This window comes from Paenibacillus sp. Cedars (assembly GCF_003184205.1).
In the GTDB taxonomy this organism is placed as follows: Bacteria; Bacillota; Bacilli; order Paenibacillales; family Paenibacillaceae; genus Paenibacillus_AQ; species Paenibacillus_AQ glucanolyticus.
Map to the genome: position 1 here is coordinate 4,368,605 of NZ_CP020866.1, position 14,606 is coordinate 4,383,210.

The 14,606-nt window shown below is 49.9% G+C and carries 12 protein-coding genes; all 12 read right to left on the bottom strand.

All coding sequences use genetic code 11. The features are described from left to right. Window positions 1-6: 6 nt before the first annotated feature. A complete protein-coding gene (gene hemB / locus B9D94_RS21910; protein ID WP_006208792.1) occupies window positions 7-1,008 on the bottom strand; it encodes a porphobilinogen synthase in 1,002 nt (333 codons plus the stop codon). Window positions 1,009-1,059: 51 nt separating this feature from the next. Then, window positions 1,060-2,616 carry a uroporphyrinogen-III C-methyltransferase gene (gene cobA / locus B9D94_RS21915; protein ID WP_148247974.1) on the bottom strand — a complete coding sequence of 519 codons (1,557 nt, stop codon included), beginning with the start codon at window positions 2,614-2,616 and terminating at the stop codon, window positions 1,060-1,062. 4 nt (window positions 2,617-2,620) lie between these two features. Continuing rightward, complete coding sequence (gene hemC, locus B9D94_RS21920) at window positions 2,621-3,577, bottom strand: hydroxymethylbilane synthase (RefSeq protein ID WP_148247975.1); 957 nt, start codon at window positions 3,575-3,577, stop codon at window positions 2,621-2,623. Window positions 3,578-3,579: 2 nt separating this feature from the next. Next, window positions 3,580-4,236 carry a precorrin-2 dehydrogenase/sirohydrochlorin ferrochelatase family protein gene (locus B9D94_RS21925; protein ID WP_036641387.1) on the bottom strand — a complete coding sequence of 219 codons (657 nt, stop codon included), beginning with the start codon at window positions 4,234-4,236 and terminating at the stop codon, window positions 3,580-3,582. Between the two features lie 7 nt (window positions 4,237-4,243). Beyond that, the gene (ccsA, locus tag B9D94_RS21930) at window positions 4,244-5,074 is read right to left on the bottom strand and encodes a cytochrome c biogenesis protein CcsA (RefSeq protein ID WP_036641385.1); all 831 of its coding nucleotides are present in this window, start codon (window positions 5,072-5,074) and stop codon (window positions 4,244-4,246) included. A gap of 18 nt (window positions 5,075-5,092) precedes the next feature. After that, entirely contained in the window at window positions 5,093-6,499 is a 1,407-nt protein-coding gene (hemA, locus tag B9D94_RS21935) for a glutamyl-tRNA reductase (protein WP_148247976.1), read from the bottom strand. Between the two features lie 336 nt (window positions 6,500-6,835). Beyond that, window positions 6,836-7,234 carry an adenosylmethionine decarboxylase gene (speD, locus tag B9D94_RS21940; RefSeq protein WP_006208786.1) on the bottom strand — a complete coding sequence of 133 codons (399 nt, stop codon included), beginning with the start codon at window positions 7,232-7,234 and terminating at the stop codon, window positions 6,836-6,838. A gap of 357 nt (window positions 7,235-7,591) precedes the next feature. Further along, a complete protein-coding gene (locus tag B9D94_RS21945; protein ID WP_006208785.1) occupies window positions 7,592-8,182 on the bottom strand; it encodes a hypothetical protein in 591 nt (196 codons plus the stop codon). Between the two features lie 214 nt (window positions 8,183-8,396). Then, a complete protein-coding gene (gene yihA, locus B9D94_RS21950; RefSeq protein ID WP_006208784.1) occupies window positions 8,397-9,041 on the bottom strand; it encodes a ribosome biogenesis GTP-binding protein YihA/YsxC in 645 nt (214 codons plus the stop codon). Window positions 9,042-9,058: 17 nt separating this feature from the next. After that, the gene (gene lon, locus B9D94_RS21955; RefSeq protein WP_148247977.1) at window positions 9,059-11,395 is read right to left on the bottom strand and encodes an endopeptidase La; all 2,337 of its coding nucleotides are present in this window, start codon (window positions 11,393-11,395) and stop codon (window positions 9,059-9,061) included. Between the two features lie 84 nt (window positions 11,396-11,479). Next, the gene (gene lonB, locus B9D94_RS21960; RefSeq protein WP_148247978.1) at window positions 11,480-13,210 is read right to left on the bottom strand and encodes an ATP-dependent protease LonB; all 1,731 of its coding nucleotides are present in this window, start codon (window positions 13,208-13,210) and stop codon (window positions 11,480-11,482) included. A 238-nt stretch (window positions 13,211-13,448) separates the two neighbouring features. Beyond that, window positions 13,449-14,558 carry a flavodoxin-dependent (E)-4-hydroxy-3-methylbut-2-enyl-diphosphate synthase gene (gene ispG / locus B9D94_RS21965; protein ID WP_006208781.1) on the bottom strand — a complete coding sequence of 370 codons (1,110 nt, stop codon included), beginning with the start codon at window positions 14,556-14,558 and terminating at the stop codon, window positions 13,449-13,451. Window positions 14,559-14,606 lie beyond the last annotated feature (48 nt).

The following is a 14,606-nucleotide window of genomic DNA, read 5'->3' on the forward strand; positions in this document are numbered from 1 at the left end:
TAATGGTTACAGGCTGCGCATCCAGCGTGCCGCATCCTTCGAAAAATACGTAATGATAATATCCGCACCGGCGCGCTTCATTCCTGTAAGCAGCTCCATCACAATCGCCTGCTCACTGATCCATCCCTGCTGGGCAGCCGCCTTGATCATGGAATACTCGCCGCTAACGTTGTAGGCTACAATCGGCAGGTCGAACTGGTCTCTGAGCAATCTGACCACGTCCAGATAAGCCATCGCAGGCTTCACCATCAGCATATCCGCACCTTCCAGCACGTCCGTTTCTGCCTCGCGAAGGGCTTCCCTCACATTGGCCGGATCCATCTGATAGGTCTTCCGGTCACCGAACTGCGGAGCAGAATCGGCCGCTTCACGGAACGGCCCGTAAAAGGCCGAGGCGTATTTAACCGAATAGGACATGATCGGCACATTATAAAATCCGGCATCATCAAGCCCCGCACGGATCGCCTGCACAAAACCGTCCATCATATTGGATGGCGCAATGATGTCGGCGCCAGCTTTGGCCTGGGATACCGCCGTTCGTACGAGCAGCTCCAGCGATTCATCATTCAACACATCGCCGCAGGTGTGCCCGTCACGCTCGAAGGTATGCACCATGCCGCAGTGGCCGTGGTCGGTAAATTCGCATAAGCAGGTGTCCGCTATGACCAAAAGATCCGGGTACCACGCCTTTATGAGACGAGTAGCCTCTTGAACAATACCGTCTTCCGCAAAACCGGATGTGCCTACGCTGTCCTTGGTTTCAGGTATACCGAACAGAAGCACGGCAGGTATGCCTAACCCTGCGATTTCATCCACTTCCTCTTTCAAGGTGTCCAGAGAAAAATGATAGACTCCCGGCATCGACGAAATTTCGTTTTTAATGCCGCTTCCGTAGGTTACGAAGATCGGCTGAACCAGATCCTCTGCATGAAGCACGGTCTCGCGAACCATGCTGCGAATGCCGGCATTTTGACGCAGCCGGCGATGGCGTACGATTGGAAAACTCATGGCGTAATACCTCCAAGTGATGTACTTTTGTTCATGTATATAAAAAGAATATTATTGCGAAGCACGCCGTGGATCGTCCTCGTTCCAGGCACATAGGGCACTTACCAGACTATCCACAGTCGCTTCTTCGGCAAGAAGCGATACGGACAGTCCCGCTTCCTCAGCCGTCTGAGCAGTCAATGGACCAATGCAAGCAATTGCCGATTGTTTCAGCAAGTCGGCAGGATGCGCTACGCCCATTCGCTTCAACAACTGGAACAGATTTGTGACCGTAGAAGAACTGGTGAACGTAACCGCATGGATGCCGCCCTCCTGAAGCAACTTCAGCAGTTCCTCATCGTCTTCCCCGCACAGCACGTTCTCATAGGTCACGGCTTCGGTCACGTGCAGTCCCATATCCGCCAGCTTCTCCGGCAGCCACCTGCGTCCTAAATCCCCGCGAGGCAGCAGCACATGCTGACCTGGCTGGAGCTCAGAGCTGTAAGCATCAATAAGGCCTTCCGCCTGAAAACGCTCCTTGAGCACCTCGGCTGTAATGCCGTAATTGCCGAGGGCATCAGCTGTAGCCGGACCAACCGCAACGATGCGGGCAGCGGCCAAGGAACGAATATCCCGCCCATTCTCCTTCAAGTGACGGAAGAAAAACTCCACCCCGTTGACGCTGGTGAAGAACACCCAATCATACATAGGCAGCTTGTCCAGCGCTTGTTGAATTCCGGCAAGTATTTCATCTGAGGAAGGCATTACTGTTTCGATAACAGGAAACTCATAGGGTTCTCCGCCCAAATCCTCAATTTGCGACACCAATGAGCTGGCCTGGCTTCGAGCCCTTGTGACCAGAATCCGCTTGCCGAACAGAGGTAGTCGTTCCGCCCACTTCAGTCGCTCCCGCTGAAGCACAACCTCCCCAACCACAATAACGGCAGGCGGCTGAAAATTCGCTGCCTTGACCTTATCCTCAATGTCTGCCAGCGTTCCCGTCAGCGTATCTTGCTCTGCACGGGTTCCCCATCTAATAAGAGCCACTGGCGTTTCCGGCGATCGGCCGTGCTTGATCAGCTGACGGCTGATATAACCGATCTTGGCCACGCCCATCATAAAAATCAAAGTTCCTGTTGCATGGGTAACCTTATCCCACTGAATCATACGATCCAGCTTCTCCGGACTCTCATGTCCTGTAATGATGGATAAGGAGGAGGCATGATCGCGATGTGTCACAGGAATGCCTGCATAAGCCGGCACACTGATTGCCGAAGTAATTCCCGGCACGATTTCATAGGAAATGCCATGACGGTACAACAGCTCCGCTTCTTCGCCCACTCTTCCGAAGATGGTCGGATCACCGCCCTTTAAGCGGACAACCGTCTTGCCTTCCAGAGCAAAATCAACCAGCAGCTGATTGATTTGCTCCTGTTTCATCGTATGCCGATCCGGAAGCTTGCCCACATAAACCTTCTGCGCCCCGGGCTTCGTCCACCGCAGCAACCGAGGGCTGGCTAATCGGTCATACACCACGACATCCGCCTTTTCAATACATTCCTTGCCTTTAATCGTAATCAGGCGCGCATCGCCCGGACCTGCTCCCACCAGATAAACCTTACCTGCCATCCCCTCAGCCCCTAACTTGTGCCAGAATCTTCTCCGCTCCTTTGGCTTTCAGCTTTGCAGCTACTTCCACTCCGAGCGATTCAGGGTCGGTTCCTTCCGCGCTTTCCTTCAATATGATCTCGCCGTCAGGAGAACCTACCATTCCTGTTAATTGTATAACGTTTTGTTCTCCGCGGGAATCTCCTGTGTCCACATTCTTCAGGATGGCATAAGCCCCAATAGGCACTTGGCATCCACCGTTCAGCTCGCTTAGAAACTTGCGTTCAGCCGCAACGGTTCTTGCGGTGACCTCATCGTTATAAAGTGACAACAGATGCAGGAGCTCCGAGTCATTTTCACGGCATTCAATGCCAAGTGCGCCTTGGCCTACGGCAGGCAGACTGATTTCAACCGGCAAATGCGAAGTGATCCGGTCCTCCCAGCCCATACGCTGGAGGCCTGCGGTCGCCAGAATGATGGCCTGAAATTCGCCTTCCTCCATTTTGCGAATACGGGAATCGATATTTCCCCTAATCCAATCGATCTGCAGGTCCGGGCGGTATGCCTTAAGCTGACTGGAACGACGCAGACTGCTCGTCCCCACCTTGGCACCTTGAGGCAGGTCATCCAGCGTCGCACCTTCCTTGGAGATCAAGCAGTCACGAGGGTCCTTTCTTGCCGGCACCGCGCCGGATACCAGACCCTTGGGCAGAACAGAAGGCATATCCTTCATGCTGTGAACAGCCATATCAATTTCCCCGTCCAGCATTGCTTGCTCGATTTCTTTAACAAACAACCCCTTGCCGCCTACTTTGGAGAGGGTGACATCCAGAATGCGGTCGCCTTTGGTGACGATTTTCTTGACGGTAAAGTCATAATCCAAACCGTGCTCCTTCGCTAAACGCTTCAAATCATCGATAACCTGTCCCGTCTGTGTCAGTGCGAGGGCACTTTGTCTACTCCCAACCACAATTGTGCGCATCTTCATTCCTCCTGATTGTTCTCGATCCATAGCTTGATTTTGTCCGAATTCCAGGGTACGTAACCTCCGCGGCGAATCTCGCTCAGGACATCCATGCGATATACCTTGTCGAGCAGCCGCCTGCGTACTTCTGCAGACTCTACCTCTTCCCTAATCATCGAACGCATCCTGTATAACAAATCCAAATAGTCCTCATACTCAGGCCCGAACTGTTCTTCCAGCCGCTCACGAATATCGTGTGAAACCTTCGGCCCCGCTCCCGATGTGGATATAGCCAGCGTAAGCCGTCCCCGACGCATCACGGTCGGATAAATAAACGTTCCGGCCTCGCCGTTACTGGCTACATTGGCTAATATTCCAAGACTGTCGGCATCCTCTGCAATCTTCATGTTGAGCTGGGAATCATCCGTCGCAGCGTGAACCAGAAAAGCCCCGTCCAAATCATTGGGCCTGTACTTTCTGTCCGTCCATTGAAGAACCTTGCTCTTGGCTAAGCGTTGAAGCGCCTCGCTTCTTAATACAGGGCTTACAATATGTACGCTTGCCCCGGCATTAAGCAAGGTGAGTGCTTTGCGCTCCGCCACCTTGCCACCGCCGATAATCAAGCATGAACGTCCTCTGCAATTCAACAGCACGGGTACGTATTCATCATACGCCATTCTGCCATCACACTCCTGACCAACTGTGGAAAGCGGACCACGCATTCAAAAAAAAGTTCAGGATGATAAATCCATACCCGATTAATGCCCATATGGCCGCTTCCCTGCCCGATCTTCTCCATAAACGGCGTTTAACAAAATAAACGATATACATCGCAAGTGCCGTCAGTGTAGACAGTACCTTGATATCCAGAAACAAGGTCCAGCGTCCTGCCATTGCCACCGACATCGCCGCTAAAATGAGCGACGCCACCAAAATAATTGTCCCGGCCATCAGCGCTTTATACGAATAAATATCCAGTTTCTCCAGGCTTGGCAGCCGGCGCATCGTATCGTTCCACTGCTTGTGCTTCAGCTTCCGATGCAAAAACATATAAATCGCTGCAAACACAGCCCCAACGGTTAATGCAGCAAAGCTGACACTTGCCAGGGCGATATGGACCAGCAGCAGACGATGCTCCGTCTCCCAGCTGTACATGGCGTTGTCTCCTGTCGTGAACCATAACCGATTGATCAGCATGACACTGAACCCTACAAGGTTCATCAGCAGGACGGCGAATTCCGAACGCTTCATGTAGGCCAGCGCAATCGAAGTAATGGATATGCAGAATGCCAGTAGGAAGAGAAAATCAAACAGCGTAAATACCGGAAAGTGAAGATGTCCGCCTTCCATGGCTCGGATGCCGATTCCGGCAGATTGAAAGAGTGCTGTAATGACAAGAAGCCCTGTGCCTATCCGCTTCGCCACCGAATTGCGTGAAATGCAATCCGAGATATAAAACAGAAGGCTCAGGGCATAGATACAAATGCCGGTGATATAAATTATATTTAACAGCATGGGATGAACTCACCCTCCTCAAAGGGTGGCTGGGGCCAGAGAGACCTTAAGCGGTTTCTCTTCTGCCTGCTGATCTACAGCATTCGGTATCCGTTCAACTTTAACGGGTGCAGCTGCTTTCTTGATGTTGCTGCGGGCTTCCTGCTCCTTCTCTTCGATCAGGCTTTCCAGCGCAAAGATTTGTGAAAAATACTCCAGTGCTTCTCCGCCCTGCTTGCCGCCCGTCATTTCTTTGATCCGGTTAATCGGATCATGCATCATCTGGTTGACAATGCTCTTGGTCAACCGACGAATGACTTTCCGCTGGCGTTCGTCCAGTTCCGGAAGCTTGTTGAACAAACTTTCCATCGTTTCTTCATGAATAACATTGGATTTTTCCTGCAAGGCTCGAATCGCCGGTCTGACACCGAGCGTCTTCAGCCATGTGTGGAATGCCTCCATCTCCTCTTGAATCATCACTTCAATCTTCGCTGCTTCCACACGGCGCATTTCCATGTTGGTCTCTACGATGCCTTCCAGATCATCAATGTCATACAAGAATACGTTGGACAGATCGCCAACCGTCGGATCGATATCCCGGGGAACCGCAATATCAATCATAAACAACGGACGGGACTGACGTTTCTTCATGCTCTCTTTAACCCGCTCCGCATTCAGAACATATTCATTAGCTCCCGTTGAGCTAATCACAATGTCGACGTCATTCAGTGAATTTACAGCCTCGACAATTGTGCACGGCGTGCCTTTGAACTTGCGGGCTAACTCCTCCGCACGGCCGAGCGTGCGGTTGGCAACAATCACTTCTGCAGCTCCGTTGGCGTACAGATGTTTGACCGTGAGCTCGCTCATTTTGCCTGCGCCGAGAATCATCACTTTTTTATCGTTAAATGTACCAAAAATCCGTTTGCCCAGCTCAACCGCAGCATAACTGACAGATACCGCACTCTCCCCAATCGATGTTTCGGAATGAGCACGTTTGCCAAGCGTAACGGCCTGCTTGAATAACATATTAAACCACGTACCGGTCGCTTGATTCTTCTGCGACGTCAAAAAAGCATTACGCACCTGTCCTAGGATTTGCGTCTCTCCAATGACCATGGAATCCAGACCGCAAGTGACCTTAAACAGATGGGAAATTGCCTGTTCGTCTTCATATATATAGAGGTGCTGTGTAAATTCTTCACGATTAATGCCGAACCACTGTTCCATGAAGCTGCGGATAAAGTAGCCGCACATATGAAGGCGGTCTACCACAACATAAATCTCAGTACGGTTGCAGGTAGCGACAATGACGCCCTCCAATACGCTCTTGGTCGAATTAAGCTGCTGTAACGCCTCAGGCATGTCTTCATCCGAGAATGTAAAGCGTTCTCTGACCTCCACAGGCGCCGTGCGATAGTTCAACCCAACAACGACGATGTGCATTGCATGTTCACCTGCCTATTTCTCCGAGTAGTTTTGCCGTTCACAACGGACTGTCTTGACCTTGTTCATTATATCACAGTATGCTGAGCACTCTTGTCTATTTTATGAAATGTTTATGAAATCCCCATACTTCATCATTCCATTCATAAACATTCTTGACTGTTCCGTAACACCTTACTATTGTGGATAGAGAACACTTGATATATACGTGTAATTTCTTCGAAAGCGGCTTTCAGAGGAATGCGTTTCGTTTTTTGTCACGCTTACTCGTCTCTTCAAAATAAATAACCATGGAAACATCCATGGTTATCAGTATACATATTTTTTAGTGGCTAATTAAACGAGCTCAGCCTGTTTCATCTCTGGCGTTTCGACAGTCATTTCGCCGAGTCCGCGCACGAGTTTCTTAGCATAGCATTTTTCAGGTTTCAAAGCGGATACCAGATAGTCAATAGCTAACTGCGGATCTACTGTCTCCCCGCAGGTATAACAGTCAATCGCAGCAAAACCTCTCTCAGGGTAAGTGTGAATCGAGAGATGGCTTTCCGACAGCAACACCAGCACAGTAGCACCTTGTGGTTCAAACTGCTTGGATTGGACGGACAATACCGTTGCTCCACATGCTTCAGCGGCTTCCACCATCTGAGCTTGTAAAAATTCTGCACTGTTCAATAGTTCAAAATCGACTCCCCAAGTATCAACAGCAACGTGTCTTCCGAAAGTTGAGTATTCCATCTTCCGGTTTCCCCCTTCCTAGGAATAAAATGTTTGAAAAATTTCATCCGCTAGGACCTACGTCATTCACTTCCCGAGGGAATAATCTCTCGCAACATTACATGTCCTGAGTGAATCCTGGTTCCTATATTCTTTTCAACGAGATTAAAAATAACATCTATGACGTTTAATTGCAACACCTTTTTTAAAATTAACCCATAAATATTTTACAGCTCAATATATGTGTGTCTGCACAACTTGGTGCCAGAGAACGACCAAATGGATCTTATCATCATTTATATTCATAAACATACAAGAAACAAATGTATACATTTAAAAAAGCGCATAAAAAAAGCCGCCCCTTACGGGCAGCCTTCCCTAGGCTTCTAGCACAAATAACCGTTGATTAAACCGTCGCAGCCGTTCATCTATAGTCTGAGTAATATGTTTATCATTCCCTGCTGCAATCCGCTGGTCCAAAAGCACGTTGATATGGTACTGGATGGATTCAATCTCTTTCTCTGCTTCATTGCTGTTGAAGAGACGCTGCAACTCGCCTGCCGTATTCTTGTACTCATAAATAACAATGCTGTCGCTTCCGGCAATCTGCGTAATTCTGTGCACCGTTCCAGCGTGGTAGTCGTAGCTCATCGTAAAACCGCGATAAATCCGATTCACTCTGCCTGATCCTTTAAAAGCCGCAAACAGTTTGCGTACGGCATTTGTCAGGTGAGGAGTGACCAATCGGCACGACAGCTCACAGACGTACAAGCCATTCTTGCGTTCAAAGGGCAAATGAACTTCTTCCCCGCTTTCATCTTCGAGCACAAACTCCTGCTCTCCGCTATCCATGACTTTTACCCGGTTCGTAACCCGGAAAGCTTGGGTATACTGCAGAAATTGATCCATTTGAACATCCGTCATTTGCATTGTGGCATTAACATATTCTGTGGCTAACCGCTGAGCCATAAAAATCTCCCTCAATTCTTTTAACTTACTACCATTATACAGCAGACCCAGGCGGTCTTTCCTGCCGTCCGAATGAGAATATCCATCATATTTCATAAAAAAACGGAATTAGCCGGAATCAGACTGACATTTCCCACAAGATGCTCACTTTCCTGTAAAGAATGCACCGATTCCCTATATCACCCTTGAAAAAAACATCATCAAACAAACGGGATCAGGCTTGTTCATTGCCTTCCGTTTCCGAATCGAGGGATAACTCTTCCTCTTCGTGCTGAGTCCCCATATGAGACTCCATAATAGCCCATAACTCATCTTTACCCAGTCCGAGCTCAGATGAAAACATCACGAATGAATGATAGGGCTTAAAGCCCAGTGTATCCTTAACGATTTTCACATGCTTCTGACGCCGTGTTTTCGGGATTTTATCCGCTTTGGTTGCAACCACACATACCGGACGGTTGTAATGCTGCAGCCATTCATACATGCTGATATCATCTTTTGACGGCGGGTGACGCATGTCCACAATCAACAGGACAAGCTTCAGCTCTTCCCGGTTAAGCAAATACCGCTCAATCATTTCGCCAAAGGCGGCACGCTGCGTTTTGGACACCTTCGCATACCCATAGCCGGGAAAATCGACCAGATACAGGTCATCATTCACCCGATAATAGTTGAGCTGCTGCGTTTTGCCGGGCGTAGAGCTGGTACGCGCCAGATTTTTACGGGCTATCATACGGTTAATCAGTGATGACTTGCCCACGTTGGAACGCCCTGCCAGAGCAATTTCCGGCAAGGCGTCTTCAGGATATTGGGCAGGTACGACAGCACTGATGACGAAATCGGCTTTCGTAACTTTCATAATTTAGACTTTCCTCTCTAGTGCACTCCCGCTTGTTCAACGAGCGCATGCTCCAGAACCTGATCCATATGGGATACCGGAACGAACTCAACGTCGTTCTTCACGCTGTCAGGTATATCACGCAAGTCACGTTCGTTATCCTTAGGGAGTAATATTTTTTTGTAGCCGGCACGGTGGGCTGCCAGAGATTTCTCTTTCAAGCCACCAATCGGAAGAACGCGTCCCCGAAGTGTAATTTCCCCCGTCATGGCCACATCGCGGGCTACATGCCGTTTGGTTAAAGATGAAATAAGAGCCGTGGCAATCGTAATTCCGGCTGATGGACCATCCTTCGGAATGGCTCCTTCCGGGATATGGATATGAACATCGAGTTTCTCGTGGAAATCCGGATCAATACCCAGCTCCACCGCCTTCGAGCGAGTAAAACTGAAGGCAGCCTGAGCCGATTCCTTCATCACATCACCAAGTTTACCCGTCAGGGTCAGCTTGCCGGTTCCAGGCACCACCGTAACTTCAATGGTCAGCGTCTCGCCGCCCACTTCCGTCCACGCAAGCCCCGTGACCGTGCCCACTTGATCCTCAAGCTCGGCCATGCCATAGCGAAACTTCGGAATTCCGAGATATTCCTTGATATCTTCAGCCTTAATCTCAATGGATTCCGATGCATGGGTCACAATCTGTTTGGCTGCCTTACGGCACAGCGCTGCCACCTGCTGCTCCAAATTCCGGACTCCGGATTCACGGGTATATTCCCGAATCACCTTCATCAGAGCTTCCTCGTCCAGTATCAGCTGTTCTGCTTCAAGCCCATGGTCGCTCTTCTGTTTAGGCAGCAAATAACGGTTCGCAATCTGCAGCTTCTCCAGCTCCGTATATCCTGGAATGTACAGCACTTCCATACGGTCAAGGAGCGGTCTGGGAATGTTATGAAGCACGTTCGCCGTCGTAACAAACATGACGTTAGACAGATCAAACGGAATTTCCACGAAATGATCGCTGAATGTGTTGTTCTGCTCCGGATCGAGCACCTCAAGCAGTGCTGAAGATGGATCGCCCCGGAAATCGGAAGCCATCTTATCAATTTCATCAAGCAGGAACACCGGATTCATCGAACCCGCTGTTTTCATTCCTTGAATGATACGTCCTGGCATAGCCCCTACATAGGTGCGCCGGTGTCCGCGGATTTCGGCCTCGTCTCTCACGCCACCTAAGGAGACACGTACAAACTTGCGCTCCAGTGAGCGGGCGATGGACCGGGCGAGCGATGTTTTACCGACGCCTGGAGGGCCAACCAAACATAGAATCGGCCCCTTCATCTTCTTCACCAGCTTCTGAACCGCCAAGTATTCCAGCACGCGTTCCTTCGGCTTCTCGAGACCGTAATGATCCTCATCCAGCACTTGTTCTGCTTTGACGATATCCAGATCGTCTTCGGTCTTGCTGCTCCAAGGCAGCGCCAGCAGCCAATCGACGTAGTTTCGGATAACGCCGCCTTCGGCAGAGCTTGCCGGCATTTTCTCGAGACGGTCGATTTCCTTCTCTACCTTCTCATGCACACGTTCCGGAAGCTCAAGCTCCTGAAGCTGACTTCGGAGCTCCTCTACCTCCCCGGTACGGCCTTCCTTGTCGCCAAGCTCTTTCTGAATGGCCTTCATCTGTTCGCGCAAGTAGTATTCCTTCTGGGTCTTCTCCATTTGCTTCTTGACCCGCTGGTTGATCTTGCGTTCCAATTCCAGCACTTCACGCTCATTGTTCAATATGTCTAGAAGCTTCTCGAGCCTTTTGCGAACATCAATGGTTTCGAGAATTTCTTGCTTATCCTTGATCTTCAGCGACAAATGACTCGTAATCACGTCTGCCAGACGACCTGGCTCGTCAATATCGGAAACGGCCGCCAATGTCTCTGGTGTCACCTTCTTGGACAGATTGATATAATTCTCAAACTGAGACAGTACGGTTCGCATTAATGCGGAAACTTCAGGGTCATGGTTCTCCTCTTCAGGCAGCTCGCGAGCCATGACCTCATAGTATTCCTCTTGATCCGTATATTCAATAACCTCCGCCCGTTCCATACCTTCCACAAGCACACGTATGGTACCGTTAGGAAGCTTAAGCATCTGGCGTACATTCGCAACTGTGCCAATCCGATAAATATCCTCTTGCGTCGGTTCTTCAATGTTCACTTCCGATTGAGAACATAGGAGAATCAAATTGTCTTCAACCATCGCCTTTTCTAAAGCCTTTACCGATTTCTCCCGTCCTACATCCAAGTGAAGCACCATGCTCGGATAGACAAGAAGACCTCTTAAAGGCAGTAAAGGAAAACGACGACCTTTGAATTTACTGGGTCCCATCGCTTTCGCACCTCCAATGGCTCTCAATGTTGACACTATTCCTATTTTATCAAATCTGCGTATAAAAAACCAACAAAGTGAAACTTAACATCCTCCAGCGTCCGTGACTTTCCCGTTGCGCGGAGGCGTTGCCTGCAGCAATGAAGCTGAAGAGGCTGGAAACACTTCGTTTCCGGGGAGCTGCACAACCTCCGGAGCGAACGATCCGCCAAAAATGTGGGCGAATACTTCGTCCACCGATTCTACAGGAATTACCCGTAAACCGCCACTTAAATCTTGGAACAACGTTTGCCAATTGTCTTTGGGAATGATTACACGGGTAGCACCTGCCTGGAATGCCGCCTCCACTTTGGCGATGACCCCGCCAATTGGCTTCACCTTTCCATGAATGCTCATCTCGCCGGTCATCGCGACCTTGTTATCAACCTCAATTCCTTTGATAGCCGATACAATCGCCGCAGCCATCGCAATACCCGCGGAAGGTCCGTCAATCGGCGTTCCCCCAGGAAAGTTAATATGCAGATCATAGTTCTTAGGTGTAAAACCCATAGAGCCCAGGACTGTTAACACATTCTCGATCGATCCCTTGGCCATGCTCTTACGACGCAGCTTCCGCGAGCCTCCGCCAAACTCCTCTTCATCCACAACCCCGGTGATATTGTAGGTACCCCGTCCCTCCTCAACAGGAACCGCAGATACTTCAATTTCAAGCAGCGCCCCCATGTTAGGGCCGTATACAGCTAATCCGTTAACAACGCCAACCTGCGGCTTCTCCGGTATTTTTCGATCCGGACGAGGCTGAAGCTGACTGCTGCTGGCGACCCATTCCACGTCCGCTGCACGAAGCGAATCTCTTTTTTCGGTCAGCGCCAGGCCAGCAGCCAATTGAATCATATTGACCGCTTCCCGGCCGTTGGAACAGTACTGCTTCACCACTTCTACCGCTTCTGGTGCCGAATTCAGCCCAATCTTCTGAATAGCATCCTCTGCAATCCTTCCAATCTCTTCAGGCAGAAGCGGTCGAAAAAAAATCTCCATGCAGCGCGAGCGAAGTGCAGGAGCAATCTCTTCCGGTGAACGTGTCGTTGCACCCACCAGACGGAAGTCGGCCGGCAGGCCGTTTTGAAAAATGTCGTGAATATAAGCAGGTGTGTTGGCATCCTCAGAATTATAATATGCACTTTCCAGCAGCACCTTGCGGTCCTCCAGCACTTTTAAAAGCTTATTCATCTGGATCGGATGCAATTCCCCAATTTCATCAATAAAGAGGATTCCTCCGTGTGCCTTGGTCACCGCTCCCGGCTTCGGCTGAGGAATTCCTGCAACCCCCATGGCTCCCGCACCTTGGTAAATCGGATCATGAACAGACCCGATGAGCGGGTCAGCTATGCCGCGTTCATCGAACCGGGCCGTTGTTGCATCAATTTCCGTGAATTTGGCGTCATATTTAAACGGAGATTGCGGATTCTTCTTCGCTTCCTCCATCACTACACGAGCAGCGGCTGTTTTGCCTACCCCTGGCGGGCCGTATACAATAACATGCTGCGGATTGGCGCTGCAGAGAGCAGCCTTTAAGGCTCGCAAGCCGTCCTTTTGCCCCACGATGTCATCCATGGTTTGCGGTCTTGTTTTCTCAGCCAGCGGTTTTGTTAACGATATGGACCGCAGTTTGCGGAGTTTATCAAGTTCCTTACGCGATTCCCGATCCACCGCCGTCTTGCTTGTTTTCTGTCCGCGCAATAAATTCCAAAAATAAATGCCGATGATGACTGCAAAAAACAGCTGCACCAGCATTATCACAATACTTAAGTTCACAAGTCATTCCTCCTGTACTCCATTATGTCTTCATCGAATCGTTAATACATGGTAGTATTGCCGATTCCTCGAATGGTAAAACGCGGATAGCGAAAAAGTCATGACATTGTTGGGAAGACACTCCCCTGCTGGGGCGTATGACATCCTGCTAAACAGAAAAGCGGCAGTCTCTTGAATTCAAGAGACTGCCGCTTTTAAAAAGTGCAATTATAACGTTATAAAAACCAAGTTAATAAGCTTAAACCGTGGATTTGTGCTTGCGGCCCGGGATTTCGCCGGTTTCCTCGTACACCTTCACGATATTGTCGATTTCCTTCTTAAGCTCCTCCACCATGGTGGCTTCTGGAACTTTACGAATCATCTCTCCATAACGGAAGAGCAGGCCCTCGCCACGCGCGCCGGCAATACCGATGTCGGCTTCTCTAGCCTCACCAGGTCCATTGACTGCGCATCCCAGAACGGAAACTTTAATCGGCACTTTGATCTTCGAGATGTATTCCTCTACCTCATTGGCAATGGAGAACAAGTCAATATCCAGCCGTCCACAAGTCGGGCAAGATACCAAGGTTGCCGCATCCGAGATGAGGCCGAATGATTTTAGAAGCTCCCGGCCCACTTTGATCTCTTCCACGGGATCAGCACTCAAGGAAATACGCATCGTGCTTCCGATTCCCAGGGACAACAGCGCTCCGAGACCGGCAGCGCTCTTCACCGTACCGGAGAACAGCGTCCCGGCTTCGGTAATTCCCAGATGGAGCGGATATGGAATAACCTCAGCAGCCTTCGTATACGCCGCGATAGCCATCGGTACGTCAGATGCTTTAAGCGAAACGATGATATCGTGGAAATCCAGTTCTTCCAGTATCCCGATATGATACAAGGCGCTTTCCACCATAGCTTCCGGTGTAGGATACCCGTATTTTTCGATAAGATGATTCTCCAAGGAACCGGCATTAACCCCGATCCGAATCGGAATCCCCTTCTCCTTACAAGCCTTCACGACAGCTTCGACTTTCTCACGCTTGCCGATGTTGCCCGGATTGATCCGAACCTTATCAATACCATTCTCGATAGCCATCAAGGCAAGTTTGTAGTTAAAATGAATGTCCGCCACAAGCGGAATATGAATGCGTTTCTTGATTTCTTTTATAGCAGCGGCAGCTTCTTCATTGTTCACCGTTACCCGAACGACCTGACAACCTGCTTCTTCCAGACGCAAAATCTCGGCAACGGTTGCCTCCACATCTGCGGTCTTGGTAGTGCACATGCTTTGAATAATGACTTCGTTCTTTCCCCCAATGGTGAGGTTCCCCACCCTGACGGGCCGTGTGTCTTGTCTCAAAAACATGGTACGATCTCTCCCATATAACGCCAAAGCTCCACTCCAGCAAAGCCC